Below are 17,667 nucleotides of genomic sequence, written 5' to 3'. Positions count from 1 at the left end.
GCATGACCGACGCACAAACCCCGCCCGTCCTTATCCTTCTCGGCCCTCCGGGCGCCGGGAAGGGGACGCAAGCCCGGATGCTCGAAGAGAAATTCGGGCTGGTTCAGCTCTCCACCGGCGACCTTCTGCGGGGCGCAGTGGCGGCCGGGACGGAAGCTGGCAAGGCCGCGAAGGCCGTGATGGAGGCGGGGCAGCTCGTCAGCGACGAGATCGTTATCGCGGTCCTCAAGGACCGGCTCGGCGACGACGACACCCGTAACGGCGTCATCCTCGACGGCTTTCCGCGCACCACGGCCCAGGCCGAGGCGCTGGACGGTCTGCTGGCCGCATCGGGTCAGAAGATCAACGCCGCGATCTCGCTTGAGGTCGAGGACGAGGCGATGGTCGAACGGATTTCCGGTCGCTACACCTGCGCCAAATGTGGCGAAGGCTACCATGACAGCTTCAAGACGCCGGCGGTGGACGGCACTTGCGACAAATGCGGCTCGACCGAGTTCAAGCGTCGCGCCGACGACAACGCCGAGACCGTGCGGTCGCGTCTTGTCGCCTATCACGAGCAGACCGCTCCGCTGATCGACTTCTATCAGGGCCGCGGCGTTCTCAAGGAGGTGCCCGCCATGGGCGCCATCGAGGAGATCGCCGGCGCGCTCAACGCAATCGTAGGCCAGGCCAAGACCTGATCTGACGACTCACTGACAGAGATTGTCGGGCAGGCTCCTGTCTGCCCGTCAGAGCGGGTGTGCCTTCGCGCCCGTTCACAGAACCGGACCGCCCAAGACATGGTTCGGAGAAAAAGACCGCGGCGCGCGGGAGGCACGTCGTGCGGAAAAGGGAAACCAACTCGGGAGGACCGAAATGTCGGACAAACCTGAAACCAATGCGTATTGGGCGACGAACATCAAGATCGTCACCTGGTGCCTCGTACTCTGGGCCCTCGTGTCCTTCGGCTTCGGCATTCTGCTGCGGCCGATGCTTTCCGGGATCGCCGTCGGCGGATCGGATCTGGGCTTCTGGTTCGCCCAGCAAGGCTCGATCCTTGTCTTCCTGGCGATCATTTTCTTCTACGCCTGGCGCATGAACAAGCTCGATGCCGAATACGGCGTTGACGAGCAATAAGAACAGGGACAGGGAATCATGGATCAGTTTGTACTCAACTGGATCTTTATCGGTGCGAGCTTCGTGCTCTACATCGGTATTGCGGTCTGGGCCCGCGCGGGCTCCACGTCCGAATTCTATGCCGCCGGCCGGGGGGTTCACCCCGTCGTCAACGGCATGGCCACCGGCGCTGACTGGATGTCGGCCGCCTCCTTCATCTCGATGGCCGGCCTGATCGCCTTCACCGGCTACGACAACTCGACCTTCCTCATGGGTTGGACCGGCGGCTACGTGCTGCTCGCCCTGATGCTCGCGCCTTACCTGCGCAAGTTCGGCAAGTTCACCGTGTCGGAATTCATCGGCGACCGTTTCTACAGCCCGACCGCGCGCCTCGTGGCCGTGATCTGCCTGATCGTCGCCTCGATCACCTACGTGATCGGCCAGATGACCGGCGTCGGCGTTGCCTTTGGCCGCTTCCTCGAGGTCGACAACACCACCGGCCTGCTGATCGGTGCCGCGGTTGTCTTCGCCTACGCCGTTTTCGGCGGCATGAAGGGCGTTACCTACACGCAGGTTGCCCAGTATGTCGTGCTGATCATGGCTTACACCATCCCGGCGATCTTCATCTCGCTGCAGCTGACCGGCAACCCGATCCCGGCCCTGGGCCTCTTCGGCAATGCTGTCGATCCCGCCACGGGTGCTGACTCCGGTGTGGCTCTGCTTGCCAAGCTGGACCAGATCGTCACCGAGCTGGGCTTCAACGAGTACACGACCCATCACTCCGACACGCTGAACATGGTTCTGTTCACCCTGTCGCTGATGATCGGTACCGCTGGTCTGCCGCACGTCATCATGCGCTTCTTCACCGTTCCGACCGTTGCCTCCGCGCGCTGGTCTGCCGGTTGGGCGCTGGTGTTCATTGCGCTGCTCTACCTCACGGCCCCGGCCGTTGGTGCGATGGCTCGCCTGAACATCTCGCAGCTGATGTGGCCGGAAGGCACGGCATCTGAGCCGGTCTCTGCGGAGATGATCAACTCCGACGAGAAATACGCCTGGATGGCGACCTGGCAGAAGACTGGTCTTCTTGGCTGGGAAGACAAGAATGGCGACGGCAAGATTGCCTACTTCAACGACAAGGACGCCGACAAGGTTGCCGCCATGGAAGCCGCTGGTTGGGGCTCCGAAAACGAGCTGACCAACTTCAACCGCGACATCCTGGTTCTCGCCAACCCGGAAATCGCCAACCTGCCGAGCTGGGTTATCGCTCTGGTCGCTGCCGGTGGTCTCGCCGCCGCTCTGTCGACCGCTGCCGGCCTGCTGCTCGCCATCTCCTCGGCTGTGTCCCACGACCTGCTGAAGGGTCAGCTGACCCCGAACATGTCGGAAGCCAACGAGCTGATGTCGGCACGTCTCGCCATGGCTGGTGCGATTGCGGTCGCGACCTACCTGGGCCTCAACCCGCCGGGCTTCGCTGCCCAGACGGTTGCGCTCGCCTTCGGTCTGGCCGCTGCCTCGATCTTCCCGGCGCTGATGATGGGGATCTTCTCCAAGCGCGTGAACAACAAGGGTGCCGTCGCCGGTATGCTCGTCGGTCTCGTGGTCACGCTGGTCTACATCTTCCTGCACAAGGGCTGGTTCTTCATCCCGGGCACGAACTCCTTCACGGATGCCGACCCGCTGCTGCTGACCATCAAGTCGACCTCCTTCGGCGCGGTTGGTGCGATGCTGAACTTTGCCACGGCCTACCTCGTCTCCAACGCCACCGAGGAGCCGCCGGAAGAGATCGTCGAGCTGGTTGAAAGCATCCGCGTGCCGCGTGGTGCCGGGGCCGCTGCCGCCGATCACTGATCTCGAAACCGGGCGGGGTTCCCCAATGACCTCGCCCGACCGAGAAAGTAAGACCGGCGCGTCCCTTTGCCCGAAGGGGCGCGCCTTTTTGCTTCCAGATCCCTTGAATGGTGTGACGATGACAGAGCTCGACCGCGATACCCGGATCCTAAGGTTCCTCGAACACGTCCACCCCTATGACAGCCTCAAGCGCGAGGTTCTGACCCGGATCGCCTCGGTCTTCATAGAGCGCACGGTCCATCCCGGCGTGATGATCTACACCGCCGGCGACCTGCTCGAAGGGCTCTACCTGATCGAGCATGGCACCGTCGAAATCACCGACGAGAAGGGCGCCCCGGTCTCCATCCTGCATGGCCGCAATTCCTTCGGCGAGCGCGGGCTGACACGCGATGGCCTGGCCGTGACCCATGCCAAGGCGACCGAAGAAACCAGGTTGCTGATGCTGCCGGCCGATGAGTTTCACGACATTCTGCAAAGCTCGAAGAGCTTCGCCCGCTTCTTCGACCGTACCCGCAGCCCCGGACGGGAACAGCGCGGCGATCTTACCACGCAGCGCGTCGCTGACCTGATGGCGCGCAACCCGATCTCCATTTCGCCCGAGACCAGCATCCAGATGGCTGCCGGCATGATGCGCGACACCCACGTGTCCTGTCTCGCCGTGACGCATCCCGAGCACGTGCTTGCCGGCATTGTCACCCTGCGGGACATGACGACCAAGGCGGTCGCCGGAGGCCTCGGCGGTGAGACGCCCGTCAGCCAGATCATGACATCCGAGCCGGTCAGCCTCGCGCCCTCCGCGCTCGGATCGGACCTGCTCCACGTCATGCTGGAGCGCAAGATCGGCCATGTGCCGGTGACCGAGGGCAATCGCCTTGTCGGTGTCCTGACCCAGACCGACCTGATCCGCTTCCAGGCCATCAGCTCCGCCTCGATGGTGCAGGAGATCGCCGAAGCCTACACGGCCGAAGAGATGGCGAAAGTCACTGTCCGCCTGCCCAAGCTGTTGATGCAGCTCGTCGGCGCTGGCAACCGCCACGAGGTCGTCACCCGCCTGATCACCGATATCGCCGATTCCGTGACCCGCCGCCTGCTGGCGCTGGCCGAGGGAGAGCTCGGCGCGCCGCCGGTGCCCTATCTCTGGCTTGCCTGCGGCAGCCAGGGGCGGCAGGAACAGACCGGTGTCTCGGATCAGGACAATTGCATGATCCTCGACGACGCCGTGACCGAGGCGGACATGCCCTATTTCTGCGCGCTGGCGAAATTCGTCTGTGACGGGCTCGACACCTGTGGCTATTTCTACTGCCCGGGCGACATGATGGCGACGGCGGAGCGCTGGTGTCAGCCGCTGAAGGTCTGGAAGCGCTACTTCGCCGGCTGGATCGACAAGCCGGACCCGGAAGCGCAGATGCTGGCCTCGGTGATGTTCGACCTGCGCCCGATTGGCGGGACGCATGCGCTCTTCGACAACCTTCAGGATGAGACGCTGGCGGCGGCCCGCAAGAACACGATCTTTGTCGGCCACATGATCGTCAATTCGCTCAAGCACACGCCGCCGCTGGGTCTGTTTCGGGGGTTTGCCACGGTGCGCTCGGGTGAGCACAAGAACGAGTTGGACATGAAAATGAACGGTGTCGTGCCGGTGGTCGATCTGGGCCGGGTCTATGCGCTGCAGGGAGGGATCACCGAAGTGAACACCCGCGCGCGGCTTGAAGCCGCCGAGGCGCTCGGCACGATTTCGCATTCCGGCGCGCATGACCTGCTGGACGCTTACGACCTGATCGCGGAAACCCGGCTGAAGCGCCAGGCCGACGAGATCAGGGCGGGCCGCAAGCCCGACAATTACATGCCGCCTTCGGACCTGTCGGACCTCGAACGCAGCCATCTGCGCGACGCTTTCGTCGTTGTGCGGACGATGCAATCGGCCGTGGGGCAGGGCAAGGGAATGCTGAGCTGAGTATGTTATCCGCGCGGGCGGGTCTGCCTGCGCTGCGTGGACAAGGGGAGGGGCCATGTTTCTGGAACTGATCGCGGCGGTATTCGCCGCCGCCGCCGCCGCCGGCATCGTGATGCTGCTCAACCACATGACCGGCAAGCGCTTGCCGCGCTGGCTGATGCCGGCGGCTGCGGGGGTGACAATGATCCTCTTCACCATCCGGATGGAGTATAGCTGGTACGAGCGAACTGTGGCTGAATTTCCCGAGGGCGTGGTGATAACGCAGACCCATGAAAGCAGCGCTTTCTGGCGACCCTGGACCTATTTCGCGCCGCTGACCGATCGTTTTGTCGCCATGGATCCGGCAGCCGTACAGAGCAACGAGGCCGTCCCGCATCAACGTATCGTCGAGATGCTGTTCTTTGGCCGCTGGAAGGCGCCGGAGGCGGTGCCGATGGTAATCGATTGCGATACGCGCCAGGGGGCTCCGATGCTCGACTCCGTCACGTTCGACGCGGACGGCGCTGTCGCGGAAGCCAAATGGGCGCCGATCCCGGAGGACGACCTGACCTTTGCCACCGTCTGCAAGGAGACCCGACCATGACCGGCTCTGAAACGGGCGTCGACCGTCCTGCAAGGATCCTGATCGTCGAGGACGAGGACAATATCGCCCTTGCATTGAGTCATGTGCTCGGGCGCGAGGGATGGGCCGTGAAACGCGTGGTCGATGGCGAGGCTGGGCTGGATGCGGTTCGGACCGAGCGCCCCGATCTGCTGCTTCTCGACGTGATGTTGCCCGGCATGTCTGGATATGAGGTCTGTCAGGCGGTAAGGCTGGAGCCTGAACTGGCGGAGGTGAAGATCCTGATGATGACGGCGCGCGGCAACGCAATGGAGCGACGCAAGGGGCTGGCGCTTGGCGCCGACGGTTTCATCGCCAAGCCGTTCGACCTGTCCGATCTGCTCGACCAGGCGCGCGCCCTTCTGGCAGGCCCGGCGGAGGCCAGCAATGCATGAGTGGATGGCGCGCAAGCTGAGCCTGCGGCTTCGGGTCTTCCTCTTCTTCGCCTTCGTTGCCTTTGGCGGGCTGGCAGCGGTCCTGCTTGGGCTCTGGCTCGGTTATCGCCGGGTGGCGGAGGCCGGGGTGGAGAGCGGTTTCGTCTTTGCCGGTCTGGTCGCTTGTTGCGGCATTCTCGGGCTGGTGGTCTGGGTCTGGTTCCTCTTCGACGAGAATGTTGCCAAGGCGATCCAGAAGCTCGCCGGGGGCATGCGCGCCCGGGCACATGCCGATATCGCCGAAGAGCTGGACCACGCGCCCGCGAGATATCTCGGCGATCTCGCCCCGGCCGCTCAGGCCATCACCGGCTCGCTCACCGAGACCAAGAACGCGCTGGCCGAGGCCGTGGAGCGCGAAACCACCCGCCTTGCCATCGACAATGCCCGGCTGCAGGCGCTGCTCGGTGACGTGCCCGCCGGTGTGCTGCTCTGCACGTCGGATCACCAGATTGTCTTCTATAACGGTCAGGCGCAGGAGGTGCTCTCCGGCGAGGTCGATGCGGGGCTGGACCGGTCGCTGCTCGACTATCTTCGGGCCGGACCGCTGCAAAATGCCTATGCGCGCCTCGTTGCCTCGGAAGACAGCGATGCGGCCGGGGATATTCTCTGCGCCGGGATGGTGTCCGGAGAGGTGCTCGCCGGACGGATGCGGCTGGTCCATCTGCCACAACGCAGTGCCGATGATCCCGGCTACGTGCTGACCCTGCGCGACGTGACCACGGATCTGGAGTTGCATGCCGGACGCGAGGAGCTTCTCGAGGAGGTCTTCGAACGCGTCCGCCGACCGGCGGCCAATCTCCAGACGGTGTTGGATTCCGGCGCCGCCGAGGATGGCAACGGCCGTGCGGCGCTGCTGGGCGAGGTTGGCGTACTGACTCATGCGATCACGGATCTCGGCGCACGCTATGACGCGGCCCGCGGCGGCTGGTGGCCGATGGAGGAGATCCGCGCCTCGGAACTGGTTGACTCCGTCGTCGCCCTGACCGCGCGCGAAGGGATCATCCTGACGGCGGAAGCCGAGAAACTGATGCTGCGCTGCGATGCTTTCCAGATCGTCGCCCTGCTGACCCATCTCTGCGAACGTCTCTCCAACGTGATCCGTGCCACGGCGCTCTCGCTGCGAATCTCGGCAGAGGAGGATGGCGGCGCGCTGGTCACCATTGGCTGGTTCGGCGACGTGCTGCAGGTCGGCCTTCTGGACGGTTGGATGGATGTGCAGCTCGAAGTGGGCCTGTCCAATGTGACCGGTCGCACCGTCCTGGCGAGCCATGCAACCGAAGTCTGGCCGGAATCCGGAGCCATTGGGCGCGCGCTGCTGCGCCTGCCATTGCGGCAGGCCATTCCAACAGACCGTGCCCCGGCCGTTGCCCGCCGTTCCGCGATCTACGATTTCGACCTGATGGATCGAGAGCCGACCGGCGCGCTGGCCGAGACACCGCTGCGTGAACTGACCTGCGTTGTCTTCGATACCGAGACGACCGGGTTGCTGCCCTCCTCAGGGGATGAGATCGTTCAGATTGCCGCCCTGCGCTTGCTCGGCGGCAAGCGCATCCCGGGCGAGGAGTTCGAGACCCTTGTGAACCCCGAGCGTCCGATCCCGGCATCCGCGACCGAGGTCCACCACGTAACCAACGAAATGGTTGCGGGTGCCCCGACCATCGCCGTGATCGGCAGGCAGTTTCACAAATTCGCCCATGATGCGGTTCTGGTTGCGCATAACGCACCCTTCGATCTGGAGTTCCTGCGGCGTCACGAGGGCGATATCGGCAAACGCTTCGACCATCCTGTGCTGGACACGGTGCTGCTTTCGGCGGTGGTCTTCGGCCAATCCGAAACCCACACGCTGGATGCGCTGACCGAACGGCTCGGCATCGTGATCCCGCCCGAGGCGCGGCATACAGCGATGGGTGACACGATCGCGACAGCCGCAGCACTGGAGATGATGATCCCGATGCTGGAAGGGCAGGGCTATCGAACTTTCGGCGAGGTCATCGGAGCGGTACGCAAGCACAGCCGTTTGCTCAAAGATGCCAACAGTCCGGACAAAGTACCCGGCTAGACAGGCCGGGCGGGCGCCGCGCAGCGGCGCCCGCCTTCTCCGTCGATCGGGCTTTGCCCGGCGACAAACCTCCTGCCTTTTCAGACCGAGGGCTGTGCCCGAAACAGTGGTGCTCCCGCCCGTCGTCTGCGCATCGGAGATGCGCTCCTCCCGTTGGGGGTGGCCGCGCGCCGACGCGCGCGGCTGTCATGCGCCGTTCGGAACGTTGTCGTGGATGATCCGGTTTCAGTGTCGCAAGAGCGTCCCGAAGATCCGGTCGCTATGCTCTTCGAGATAGATCTGCAGCCATTGCGTGAACCGTTCGGGGCGGCGCTTGACCTCCGCCGTCAGGTCGTAAAAACCGACCCATTCGACCTGAGAGACTTCCTCCGGGTTCGGCTCTACCTTCATCTTGCGCTGTGCCATGGCCATGAAAATGTCGACCACTTCATGCTCGACCATGCCATTGCCGACATCGGCCCGGTATTCGATCCGGTCGCGATGGGCTGGCCAGAGGCCGGTGATGCCGAGTTCCTCGCGCAAACGTCGCACGGCACAATCGGCTGCCGGCTCGTTCCAGTGGGGGTGTGTGCAGCAGGTATTCGCCCAGAGCCCGCCGGAATGATACTTTTCATTGGCCCGGCGCTGCAGCAGCACGTTCTGGCCGTCCATGACAAACACCGATACCGCCTTGTGGCGCAGCCCCTTGCGGTGCACCTCAAGCTTGTCAACCGGTTGAAGGGTCCCATCGACCCAGGCGGGTATCAACTCATCGGTCATCGGCTCTCCGTCCGGGACAGCCTCTCGCGATCCCGTGGCGGCTGAAACGTTTTAGGATAGCCGCACCCGTGAGCACAGGTGCGAATCTGTCCGGATCTAAACGCCGATCCGGCGCCACTTCACCTCGACATGGTGCCACAGGGCCCGCCGAATGCCGATTCTGGCCGTGTGAAGGAGCGAAACCCGTGTCCTGCATCGGGAAATCAAGCTTTGAGACTTTCGGTACGATTAATCTGCGTCGATTTGACCAATCCGTATGCGGGTCGTTCTTCGCCGACCTGTCAAGATAAAAGCGCCCGGTGCATTGCCCGGATGGATCTCGCTTGGCACTTCTCCTGTCACCGCGGGAAAGGGTCTATCCCGATTGCGCGACGACGGGTCGACGTTGGAAGGGCGGACGGGTCATTCCTTTGGCTCGCTCAAAACCGCGTCCGCTCGACCTGGATTGTTGACCTTTCCCTTGCTTGGACGCTCTGCAATTGTGGCACCCCTTTTGGATGCGTGATCTCCAGCCAGCCGCTATTCGTAGAGGAAAACGTATGACGGCGAACAACCCGTTCTTCAAAATGCTGTGGCCTTGATGAACGGGAGGAATGCCGATCTTGTCAGCATATGAAGAAAACCGCCGGAAGTCTCCATGCCAGCCCATCCTGTCGGACGCAGCATCCGAAATGTATGAGAAACAGACGTACGAAAAACAAAGGGAAGGCCAAACCGGCTACCCATCACGGGCTTGCGGGGCAATAAAATGTTGGGCAGATCGCTCTTTATGTGTGTGACATATGTCAGGCATGCCGTATTGGGAGTGCCGTTCGGAAAGGTAAAAGAATGGATATTTGAACCTCTTTTATGGGCATCGCTGCCGCAATCGGGCTGTTGATGACCGGTGCTATATCGGAAGCAGCAGTTGCCGATCGTTCTGACTTTGGTCCAAGCGCCACCGAATTTGGATTTGATGGGTTCGCAGTTGGAACAACTACCGTGAATCCAGGGATTCTGACAATCACGGGTGGCACAGTTCAAGACATCGCTCGTGGCTCGTTGATTGCCCCAACCTATCTTGAAATCGGCAGCGGCAATATCGAGATAGCCTTCTCATCGGCTGTCAGTTCGTTTGGGCTCGACTTTAACTCGCGGAACACGTCCGTTGCACTGTCGGTGTTCGATGCTCTGGACACGTTGATCGAGTCGGTCACGATTGGAGTTGCCGATCAGGTTGCATGTGGTGGCTTCCTATGCGGTTTTGCCGGGTTGGACGTTGGGAGCCTGAGCATTGCCAAGGCGATCATTTCGACAGGAGGCGATCCAACGTTGGATAATGTTTTTGTTGATAATCTGATCTATGACATGGCGGTGGTTCCGTTGCCTGCAGGCTTGGGTTTGCTGATGACAGGGCTTGGCGGATTGGTCCTTGTCCGGCGTCGAGGCCAAAGCGAAGGCAGCCTGACCTGAGTGATCCGTTTTATCTGGGGCATCACGGGCAACGATTCCATCGGGATGATGGTTTCAGCTGCCGGTGGTGTCGCCGCTCGTAACTCCGGGGTGCCGCCTTGGCCGAGATACCGGAATAGCAATTCGATTTCAGAGGGTAATCGGACGCGGACCTACCGAAGCTGTTGCGATAGAATGATTTAAGTCGGCAGCATTCTGCACGGCACAGACATTGGTTGTGCTCACGGGAGAGATGGGCGGCCGAATTGTTTCCCCGCCGGTCAGACATTCCCACCAAGGTTATCGTCGGCTTGAGCAATCGGAGTGTGCGCCCAGAAAGGCGCCGGGTCGATCACTTCGCAGCACTCTGTTCACCGGGCTTCTGGTCGTCGTTCGCCAGCTTCGGTACCGAAATTCGCTTCCGTGAGGCCGCGCGGGCTTTGCATTTCCCGCTTCCTCCGCTTCGAGGATCTTCGTTGGGTTTGGCCCAAGGCAAATCCATTGATTGAAATCGGAGAAATGCGCTCTGGTTCTGACCGTCTCGCATCCGATTGACGTTCAAACCCCGTCTTGCGCTGCGTTGTCGCCCTCCCTTCCCGATCAACCCGTGTCGGATAGGCCACGTCGCCCCGGCAATCTCGTCCCCGGGTCACGGAAAGGCCGTATTTTAGCGAGATCCTTGGGATCGACGCCGCCCCTGGGCGGCCTTTTGGCAGTGCAAAAGGGGAGTTTGAGACGTGGTCGAGGACAGCCGGGATTTGAGTAATTGGGCCGCGCTGGCGTGGTCTGGAAAACCCGCCGCGCCCGAATGCCTTGTTGACGGCACCTATATCCGGCTGCTCCACCGAGATGGCCCTGCTACGCCCGCCCTCGTGATTTTTGGCGATGAAGTGAGCGGCCCCCGCGGCACCGCGGCTCGCGCCCTCAGGGTCGGAGCGCATCCTGAGGCCGATCTCTACGAAATCCTGCCGAACGGTCCGAACTGGTTCCCGGTGACGGAGACCGGACCGATGGTCGAAACCCTCGCGCGCGACAAGATGGACAAGCCGGCCGTGGCGCTTGGTGCGTCCATGGGCGGCTATGGCGCGTTGCGCTATGGGGCGCGGGCCGGCTGCACCACCGCGCTGGCTTTCTCGCCTCAGGCGCGGCTGGATCCGGCAATGGCCGGGCCGGGCGCACGCCACTCAGGGCATTTCCGGGCCGATCTGCATCACGACATGGAAGTGAGCCCCGCACATCTGCCGGAGCGGGCCTATGTCATCGTCGATCCGGAGGATGCGCATGACTTGCTCCATGCCGAATTGCTGCGGCATGAGGCCGGTGTGGACGTGATTCCACTGAAGCGAATGGGGCATCGGACAGAACAGGCCCTGTCCTCACCCAAAATCACCGAGGAGGTCCTTCGGGCCGCGGCGGCCGGGGATCGCGAGGACCTCGCCCGCGCGTTGCGACGGGGGCAGCGCGCCGTGCCGCGCTACCTCGCACGGCTGTCGATGGCCTGTTCGGAGCGCGGGCATGCCCGCTGGGGCGCCGAAATTGCGCAACTGCCGGAGCGGGAGGGCAAACCGCTCGCGCCCGATCTGCGGATGGCTCTGGCGCGGGCGCGCGCGGAACTGGGAGAGCCGATGGCAGCGCTGGAACTGATCGAGACGTTGATTGTCGACACACCGACGAACCCGCGTTTCTGGCGCGCGTTGAGCGAACAATACGAGGCGATGGGCGAAGCGCACGCGGCATGCGACGTGTTGGAACTCGCGCTGGAGGAAACGGAGAATTTTCAGCTCTGCTGGAAGCTGATTCAGATACGTTTCTCACTCGGAAGTCTTGAAGAAGCCGGGCTTCTGGCTGAAATGGCGGGGGAGCTCTGGCCGGAGCGGTTCGGTCAGATCGAACGGATGAAGACGCGGATCGCCAAGGCCGCGTAAGACGGTGAGTGGGCGGTGCGGGCGGAGTCCGGCCGCATTGGAGACGAGATGTCCGAGAGTAATCTTGAGAAACGGCCCGCGCTGGAAGCCTACAAGCTGGCGGCGCGCAACGACCTGCGCCGCTATCCTTCGCCCGACAAGGATGGAGAGCGGCTCTATCCGCTGGCCAGCCCGACGCTGAAGCCGTCCTTCTCGATGAGCCGGACCGACACCGTCTTCACCATCGGCTCCTGTTTCGCCCGCAATGTCGAATCGGCGCTGGCGGGGAACGGGCTCGTTGTGCTCAGCCGCGATTTCGAGCTGGGGCCGATCGGTGACAGCCTCGGATTCGCCGGGAATTTCTTCAACAAGTATTCGATCCACTCGATCACCAACGAGTTTCGCTGGGCGATGGACCGCTCGACCTTCCCGGGGCGCGACCTGCTCTACCCAATGAAAGAGGATGGCAGCGCCTGGCTGGATCTCCAGCTCGGCAGCGCCAAGCTCGACTTCCCGGTCACCGAGGTGCTGGAATTTCGCCACCGTTTTCTCGACGTGATGGCGCAGGCGGCAGAGGCCGATGTGCTCGTGGTCACACTTGGCTATGTCGAGGTCTGGTTTGACCGCACGCTCGGCATCTATCTCAATGTCGCTCCCCCGCCCGCTTTGGCGAAGAAGGAACCGGAGCGGTTCGAATTCCGGGTGCTGAGCTATGAGGATGTGCTTCAGGGGCTGCGCGAGATGCGCGATCTGCTGCTGCGCTACCGGCGCAAACCGTTGAAGATGCTGCTGACCGTCTCGCCCGTGCCGCTGCTCTCGACGTTCCGGGACATGGATGTGCTGGTCGCCAACTCCTACTCGAAATCGGTCCAGCGGGCGGCGATCGACGCGTTCGTCGCCGAGACCGAGGGGGTGGATTACTTCCCCTCCTACGAGTTCGTGACCCTCTCGGATCCGCGTGTCGCCTGGTCGCGCGGCGATTACCGGCATGTCTCGGCCGATCTCGTGGCCCGGATCATGGCGACCGTGCTGCAGCGCTACGTGGAGACAGAGGCGCATTCGCCCGAGGAGATCGGGCAGGCGAGCTTCGAGGCGTCGCTGCGGATGATGCTGAAGCTCGAAGAGACAGAGGAGGCGCTGGCGCTCATGGCGCGCAACGAGGGCTTCATGGCGGCCAATGGCTCGCTGGAGCTGCGGCGCGGTGAGCTTCTGGAGGCGGCCGGGCGGCTGGAGGAGGCGCTTGGCGCGATGGAGCGCGCCGACAGGCTGCTGCCCAACAATCCCGACCCTCTGGAGGCGCGGATTCGCCTCGGCGCAGCGCTTGGGCAGGGAGTGGCGCGAGCCAAGCTGTTGGAAGATCATGCGGAACGATTCCCCGGACGGAGCGATTTCCGCGACGGGTTGGCTTGACGTCGGGCCGGTCGGGCTTCAGAACCTTTCGAGGAAACGTTGCACCGGAAGGAACTCGCACAATGTCTTTTGATCTTCCCGACCTGCCTTATGCCCACGACGCCCTGGCCGATCTCGGCATGAGCAAGGAAACGCTGGAATACCACCACGACCTGCACCACAAGGCCTATGTCGATAACGGCAACAAGCTGATCGCGGGCACTGAGTGGGAGGGCAAGTCCCTCGAGGAAATCGTCAAGGGCACCTATGATGCCGGCGCCGTGGCGCAGAACGGTATCTTCAACAACATCTCGCAGCTCTGGAACCACAACCAGTTCTGGGAAATGATGGGGCCGGCTGGCGCTGCCATGCCGAGCGAGCTTGAGAAGGCGATTGTCGAGAGCTTTGGCTCGGTCGACGAGTTCAAGTCGCAATTCTCCGCCGCGGGTGCCGGTCAGTTCGGATCCGGCTGGGCCTGGCTGGTAAAGGACACCGACGGTTCGCTCAAGGTCACCAAGACCGAAAATGGCGTGAACCCGCTCTGCTTCGGCCAGACCGCGCTGCTGGGCTGCGATGTGTGGGAGCATTCCTACTACATCGACTTCCGCAACAAGCGTCCGGCCTACCTGTCCAACTTCCTTGAGAAGCTGGTCAACTGGGACAACGTCGCCTCGCGCCTGTAAATGCGCTCGCGTCTGGAAAATGGCCCTCGTCAGCCAAGCGCTGGCGGGGGCTTTTTCATTGGCGGTGCGCTCGCTGTCGATCTGGGGCGGGGCGCTGAGTGGAGGTTGAGAGCTGAAAGACCACGCGCGGGTTTGCTCCCCGCGCACAACCGTCTCAGCCGCAAAGCTGCCCTTTCCCAATCTGATCAGACACAGGTCAGCCGGTTTCCTGTCGCCGCAGCAGCAGGGAGGTGAGGAAGAAGAAGGTGGCGATGCAGACGATAGATGGACCGGTCGGCGTGTCGGCCCCATAGGAGAGCCCGAGGCCGCCAAGCGTGGCGAGACTGCCGAGCAGGGCCGCGAGAAGCGCCATGCTCTCCGGCGTGCGCGCGACGGAGCGGGCCGTGGCAGCGGGGATCAGGAGCAGCGCCGAGATCAGAAGGGCGCCGACGACCTTGATCGCGATGGCGATGGTGAGCGCCAGGGCGATGGTGAGGATCATCTGTTCGCGGCGCGAGTCGATGCCGCTGGCGCTGGCGAGATCGGGGCTGAGCGTGGAGGTCAGGAGCGCAGACCAGCGCAGCGTGACCAGCGCGAGGATGATGGCGGCCCCGGACCAGATGATCGCGAGATCGGTTGCATTGACGGCGAGGATATCGCCGAAAAGGTAGCCCATGAGGTCCACCCGGACACCGCTGAGGAAGGAGACGGCGACAAGGCCGATGGCGAGCGCCGAATGGGCGAGCACACCCAGCAGCGTGTCGGTGGCGAAGCCGCGCCCGGAGAGCGTTGTAACGGCGAGGCCCATGACAAGCGCCGTCACGAGGACGCCACCGAAGACGGGGATGTCGAGGGCCAGCGCCAGAGCGACGCCGAGAATGGCGGCATGGGCGGTCGCGTCGCCGAAATAGGCCATGCGTCGCCAGACCACGAAGCAGCCAAGCGGGGCGGCAGCGAGCGCCGTGCCGATCCCGGCCAGCGCGGCGCGGATCATGAAATCGTCGAGCATCAGGGAACGGGGTCCTCGTGGTGGTGATCCGGCGCGGGGTGGTCGTGGTCATGTCCGTGATCATGGGTGTGGCGGTAGAGCGCCAGCGCGCCCTTGGTGCCGTAGCCGAAGAGTGCGCGGTATTCCGGCGCGGTGGCGACGACCTGCGGGGTGCCCGAGCAGCAGACATGGCCGTTGAGGCAGATCACCCGGTCGGAGGCGCTCATGACCACGTGCAATTCGTGGCTGACCATGAGCACAGCACAGCCGAGTGTCTGTCGAACCTCTTCGATCTGGCGGTAAAAATCAGCCGAGCCGCGTTGGTCGAGCCCCTGTGTCGGCTCGTCAAGCATCAGGATATCCGGCTTGTCCAGCAGGGCGCGGGCCAGCAACACGCGCTGGAACTGGCCGCCGGAGAGGGACGACATTTGCCGGTCTTCGAGATCTGGCAAGCCGGCGCGGTGCAATGCGTCCCGCATCCGAGACGTCTTGTGCCGGATCGGTAGGTTGAGGAAGCGGGCAACGGTCAGTGGCAGGCCCGGCTCAATATGCAGGCTCTGCGGCACATAGCCGATCCGGAGCCCGTCAGCGCGGCGGATCTGGCCGGCATCGGGTGTGATGGCGCCGATCAATGTGCGCAGCAGGGTGGACTTTCCGGACCCGTTGGGGCCGACAATGGTGACGATCTCGCCAGGAAAGATCGACAGGTCCACGTCGCGCAGCGCAAGATGGCTTCCGCGTTGAACAGCGAGACCTTCGGCGACAATCAGGGGCTGTGCGGTCATGTGTCGGCTTTCTGCTGGCAGGCGGCGCAGAGCCCTACGGCTTCCACGAGAATCCGTTCGATCGCGAAGCCGCTGGTGCCGGACGTCGCCTCCAGGACAACGGCGTTGGGCAGCGACAGGGATTCGGCCACGCGGTTGCAGTTCCGGCAGATCAGGAAGGCGGGGACGTGGTCCGCGCCGGGATGGGCGCAGGCGATGAAGGCATTCAGGCGCTCGATCCGATGGGCGAAGCCGTTGGCGACAAGGAAGTCGAGTGCGCGATAGGCCGCCGGAGGTTGGGCGCCGAGCCCCTCCTGCTGCAACCGTTCGAGAACCTCATAGGCTCCCATGGCCTTGTGTTCCTCCAGCAGGATCTCCAGCGCCCGCCGGCGCACGGCGGTGAACCGAAGTCCGGTCTCCGTGCACCGCGCCTCGGCGGCGGCCAGCGCTTCGGCAACGCAATGCGCGTGATCGTGACGGGTGAAGCCGAGCGTTTCGGCGTCGGGCGCGGACATGGACACTCCGTTTCCACTTGAATTGTTATAACATTGCACTTACAGCGTCGGCGTCTCAATTGGAAGGACAGCCGGATGAAAAAAGCTATACCCTGCGGGATCGTGGCCGCAATCACGTTCTCGGCGCCTGCCTGGGCGGAGGTGCCACATGTGGCGACGGACATCGCGCCGGTGCATTCGCTCGTGGCGCAGGTCATGGGGGAGCTGGGAGAACCGGACTTGATTCTGCCGCCGGGTGTTTCGCCGCACGGCTACTCTCTTCGTCCGTCGCAGGCGCGGGCGCTTGCACGGGCGGACATGGTCTTCTGGGTTGGTCCCGAATTGACACCCTGGCTGTCAGGTACATTGGACACGTTGGCAGGAGATGCCGAACTCGTCGAGTTGCTGGAAGCGCCGGACACCCGGGCGCTGCCCTTCCGGGAGAGTGCTGTCTTCGAGGTGGAGATGCCGGGGGACGAGCACGACGACCATGATGCGCACGCCGACCACGACGACCATGCTGACCACGACGACCATGCAGAGAATGAGGATCACGACGATCACGCGGGGCATTCGCATGATGGCATTGACCCTCATGCCTGGCTGGACCCGGGCAATGCCGCGGCCTGGTTGACCATGATCGCAAATACTCTCTCGGGGAAGGATCCCGAGAATGCGGTGGCCTATGCCGCGAATGCCAGGGGTGCGCTTGATGAGCTTTCCGCGCTGGAAGTCGAAATCTCCACCCGCCTGGAGCCGCTGCACGGGGTGCGTTACGTGGTCTTTCATGATGCCTACCAGTATTTCGAGACGGCGTTCGACCTTCCCGCAATGGGGGCTATCTCACTGGGTGACGCCACCGATCCCGGTGCGGGGCGGATCGCCGAGCTGCGTTCCATGGTACAGGAGGCCGGGGTCACCTGCCTCGCGGCCGAGCCGCAATTCGACCCGGCAATGGTCGACACCCTGGCCAGTGGCGGCGATATGGCGACGACGGTTCTCGATCCGCTCGGAACGGAGTTTGCGCCCGGCGCCGGCTTTTACGCCGAGATGCTTTCGGGTCTGGCCGATTCTTTTTTGGAGTGCCGCTAGGTAACCTATTGTAGTGGCGAAATGTTTCGAAACTCACCTCCATTTTGGAATATAGTTTCAGGCAGTGAGTTCGCTGTCTGAACGCGGTTTGTCACAACGCGCATTATTGCTGTGCAGCCGCCCGCGAAATAACGCTTAAACGACGGGCAGTTGATGATTTGGGGGGCAGGCATCGCCCGCAAACCCATTGCCA

The 17,667-nt window shown here is 63.2% G+C and carries 16 protein-coding genes; 12 read left to right on the top strand and 4 right to left on the bottom strand.

What is annotated here, in order from left to right:
* Positions 1-2: 2 nt before the first annotated feature.
* The 7 genes from R3X27_RS11905 (at position 3) to R3X27_RS11875 (ending at position 7,991) form a co-directional block, all read left to right on the top strand.
* Positions 3-680, top strand: a complete 678-nt coding sequence (locus R3X27_RS11905) for an adenylate kinase (protein ID WP_317709082.1) — start codon at positions 3-5, stop codon at positions 678-680.
* A 175-nt stretch (positions 681-855) separates the two neighbouring features.
* Complete coding sequence (locus tag R3X27_RS11900) at positions 856-1,116, top strand: DUF4212 domain-containing protein (RefSeq protein WP_317709081.1); 261 nt, start codon at positions 856-858, stop codon at positions 1,114-1,116.
* Positions 1,117-1,134: 18 nt separating this feature from the next.
* On the top strand, positions 1,135-2,943 hold the full coding sequence (locus R3X27_RS11895; RefSeq protein WP_317709080.1) for a sodium:solute symporter family protein: 1,809 nt from the start codon (positions 1,135-1,137) through the stop codon (positions 2,941-2,943).
* Positions 2,944-3,061: 118 nt separating this feature from the next.
* Positions 3,062-4,897, top strand: a complete 1,836-nt coding sequence (locus R3X27_RS11890; protein WP_317709079.1) for a DUF294 nucleotidyltransferase-like domain-containing protein — start codon at positions 3,062-3,064, stop codon at positions 4,895-4,897.
* 55 nt (positions 4,898-4,952) lie between these two features.
* Positions 4,953-5,480: a hypothetical protein gene (locus tag R3X27_RS11885; RefSeq protein ID WP_317709078.1), complete on the top strand. Its 528-nt coding sequence runs from the start codon at positions 4,953-4,955 to the stop codon at positions 5,478-5,480.
* A complete protein-coding gene (locus tag R3X27_RS11880) occupies positions 5,477-5,893 on the top strand; it encodes a response regulator (protein WP_317709077.1) in 417 nt (138 codons plus the stop codon). Before R3X27_RS11885 ends, R3X27_RS11880 begins: the two co-directional genes overlap by 4 nt.
* The gene (locus R3X27_RS11875) at positions 5,886-7,991 is read left to right on the top strand and encodes an exonuclease domain-containing protein (RefSeq protein WP_317709076.1); all 2,106 of its coding nucleotides are present in this window, start codon (positions 5,886-5,888) and stop codon (positions 7,989-7,991) included. Before R3X27_RS11880 ends, R3X27_RS11875 begins: the two co-directional genes overlap by 8 nt.
* Positions 7,992-8,216: 225 nt before the next feature.
* On the opposite strand, the gene idi is transcribed toward R3X27_RS11875, so the two are convergent.
* Positions 8,217-8,750 (bottom strand): isopentenyl-diphosphate delta-isomerase, encoded by a 534-nt coding sequence (gene idi, locus R3X27_RS11870; RefSeq protein WP_317709075.1) that lies wholly within the window; start codon positions 8,748-8,750, stop codon positions 8,217-8,219.
* Between the two features lie 849 nt (positions 8,751-9,599).
* Between idi and R3X27_RS11865 the strand changes: the two genes are divergently transcribed.
* The 4 genes from R3X27_RS11865 (at position 9,600) to R3X27_RS11850 (ending at position 14,157) form a co-directional block, all read left to right on the top strand.
* Complete coding sequence (locus R3X27_RS11865) at positions 9,600-10,202, top strand: VPLPA-CTERM sorting domain-containing protein (protein WP_317709074.1); 603 nt, start codon at positions 9,600-9,602, stop codon at positions 10,200-10,202.
* Between the two features lie 737 nt (positions 10,203-10,939).
* Complete coding sequence (locus R3X27_RS11860; RefSeq protein ID WP_317709073.1) at positions 10,940-12,106, top strand: hypothetical protein; 1,167 nt, start codon at positions 10,940-10,942, stop codon at positions 12,104-12,106.
* 48 nt (positions 12,107-12,154) lie between these two features.
* Positions 12,155-13,495 (top strand): GSCFA domain-containing protein, encoded by a 1,341-nt coding sequence (locus R3X27_RS11855; protein WP_317709072.1) that lies wholly within the window; start codon positions 12,155-12,157, stop codon positions 13,493-13,495.
* A gap of 62 nt (positions 13,496-13,557) precedes the next feature.
* Complete coding sequence (locus R3X27_RS11850; RefSeq protein ID WP_317709071.1) at positions 13,558-14,157, top strand: superoxide dismutase; 600 nt, start codon at positions 13,558-13,560, stop codon at positions 14,155-14,157.
* Positions 14,158-14,353: 196 nt separating this feature from the next.
* Here the strand turns inward: R3X27_RS11850 and R3X27_RS11845 are convergent, their stop codons facing one another.
* The 3 genes from R3X27_RS11845 to R3X27_RS11835 are packed head-to-tail and all read right to left on the bottom strand — an operon-like array spanning position 14,354 to position 16,403.
* The gene (locus R3X27_RS11845; RefSeq protein WP_317709070.1) at positions 14,354-15,145 is read right to left on the bottom strand and encodes a metal ABC transporter permease; all 792 of its coding nucleotides are present in this window, start codon (positions 15,143-15,145) and stop codon (positions 14,354-14,356) included.
* Complete coding sequence (locus tag R3X27_RS11840) at positions 15,145-15,909, bottom strand: metal ABC transporter ATP-binding protein (protein WP_317709069.1); 765 nt, start codon at positions 15,907-15,909, stop codon at positions 15,145-15,147. Before R3X27_RS11840 ends, R3X27_RS11845 begins: the two co-directional genes overlap by 1 nt.
* Positions 15,906-16,403, bottom strand: a complete 498-nt coding sequence (locus R3X27_RS11835) for a Fur family transcriptional regulator (protein WP_317709068.1) — start codon at positions 16,401-16,403, stop codon at positions 15,906-15,908. The genes R3X27_RS11840 and R3X27_RS11835 overlap by 4 nt, the downstream gene beginning before the upstream one ends.
* Before the next feature lie 75 nt (positions 16,404-16,478).
* Here R3X27_RS11835 and R3X27_RS11830 point away from each other — a divergent pair, with 75 nt between their 5' ends.
* Positions 16,479-17,474 (top strand): zinc ABC transporter substrate-binding protein, encoded by a 996-nt coding sequence (locus tag R3X27_RS11830; RefSeq protein WP_317709067.1) that lies wholly within the window; start codon positions 16,479-16,481, stop codon positions 17,472-17,474.
* Positions 17,475-17,667 lie beyond the last annotated feature (193 nt).

This window comes from Tropicimonas sp. TH_r6 (assembly GCF_033101155.1).
GTDB lineage: Bacteria > Pseudomonadota > Alphaproteobacteria > Rhodobacterales > Rhodobacteraceae > Tropicimonas.
This window is presented reverse-complemented; position numbering and strand designations above follow the sequence as displayed.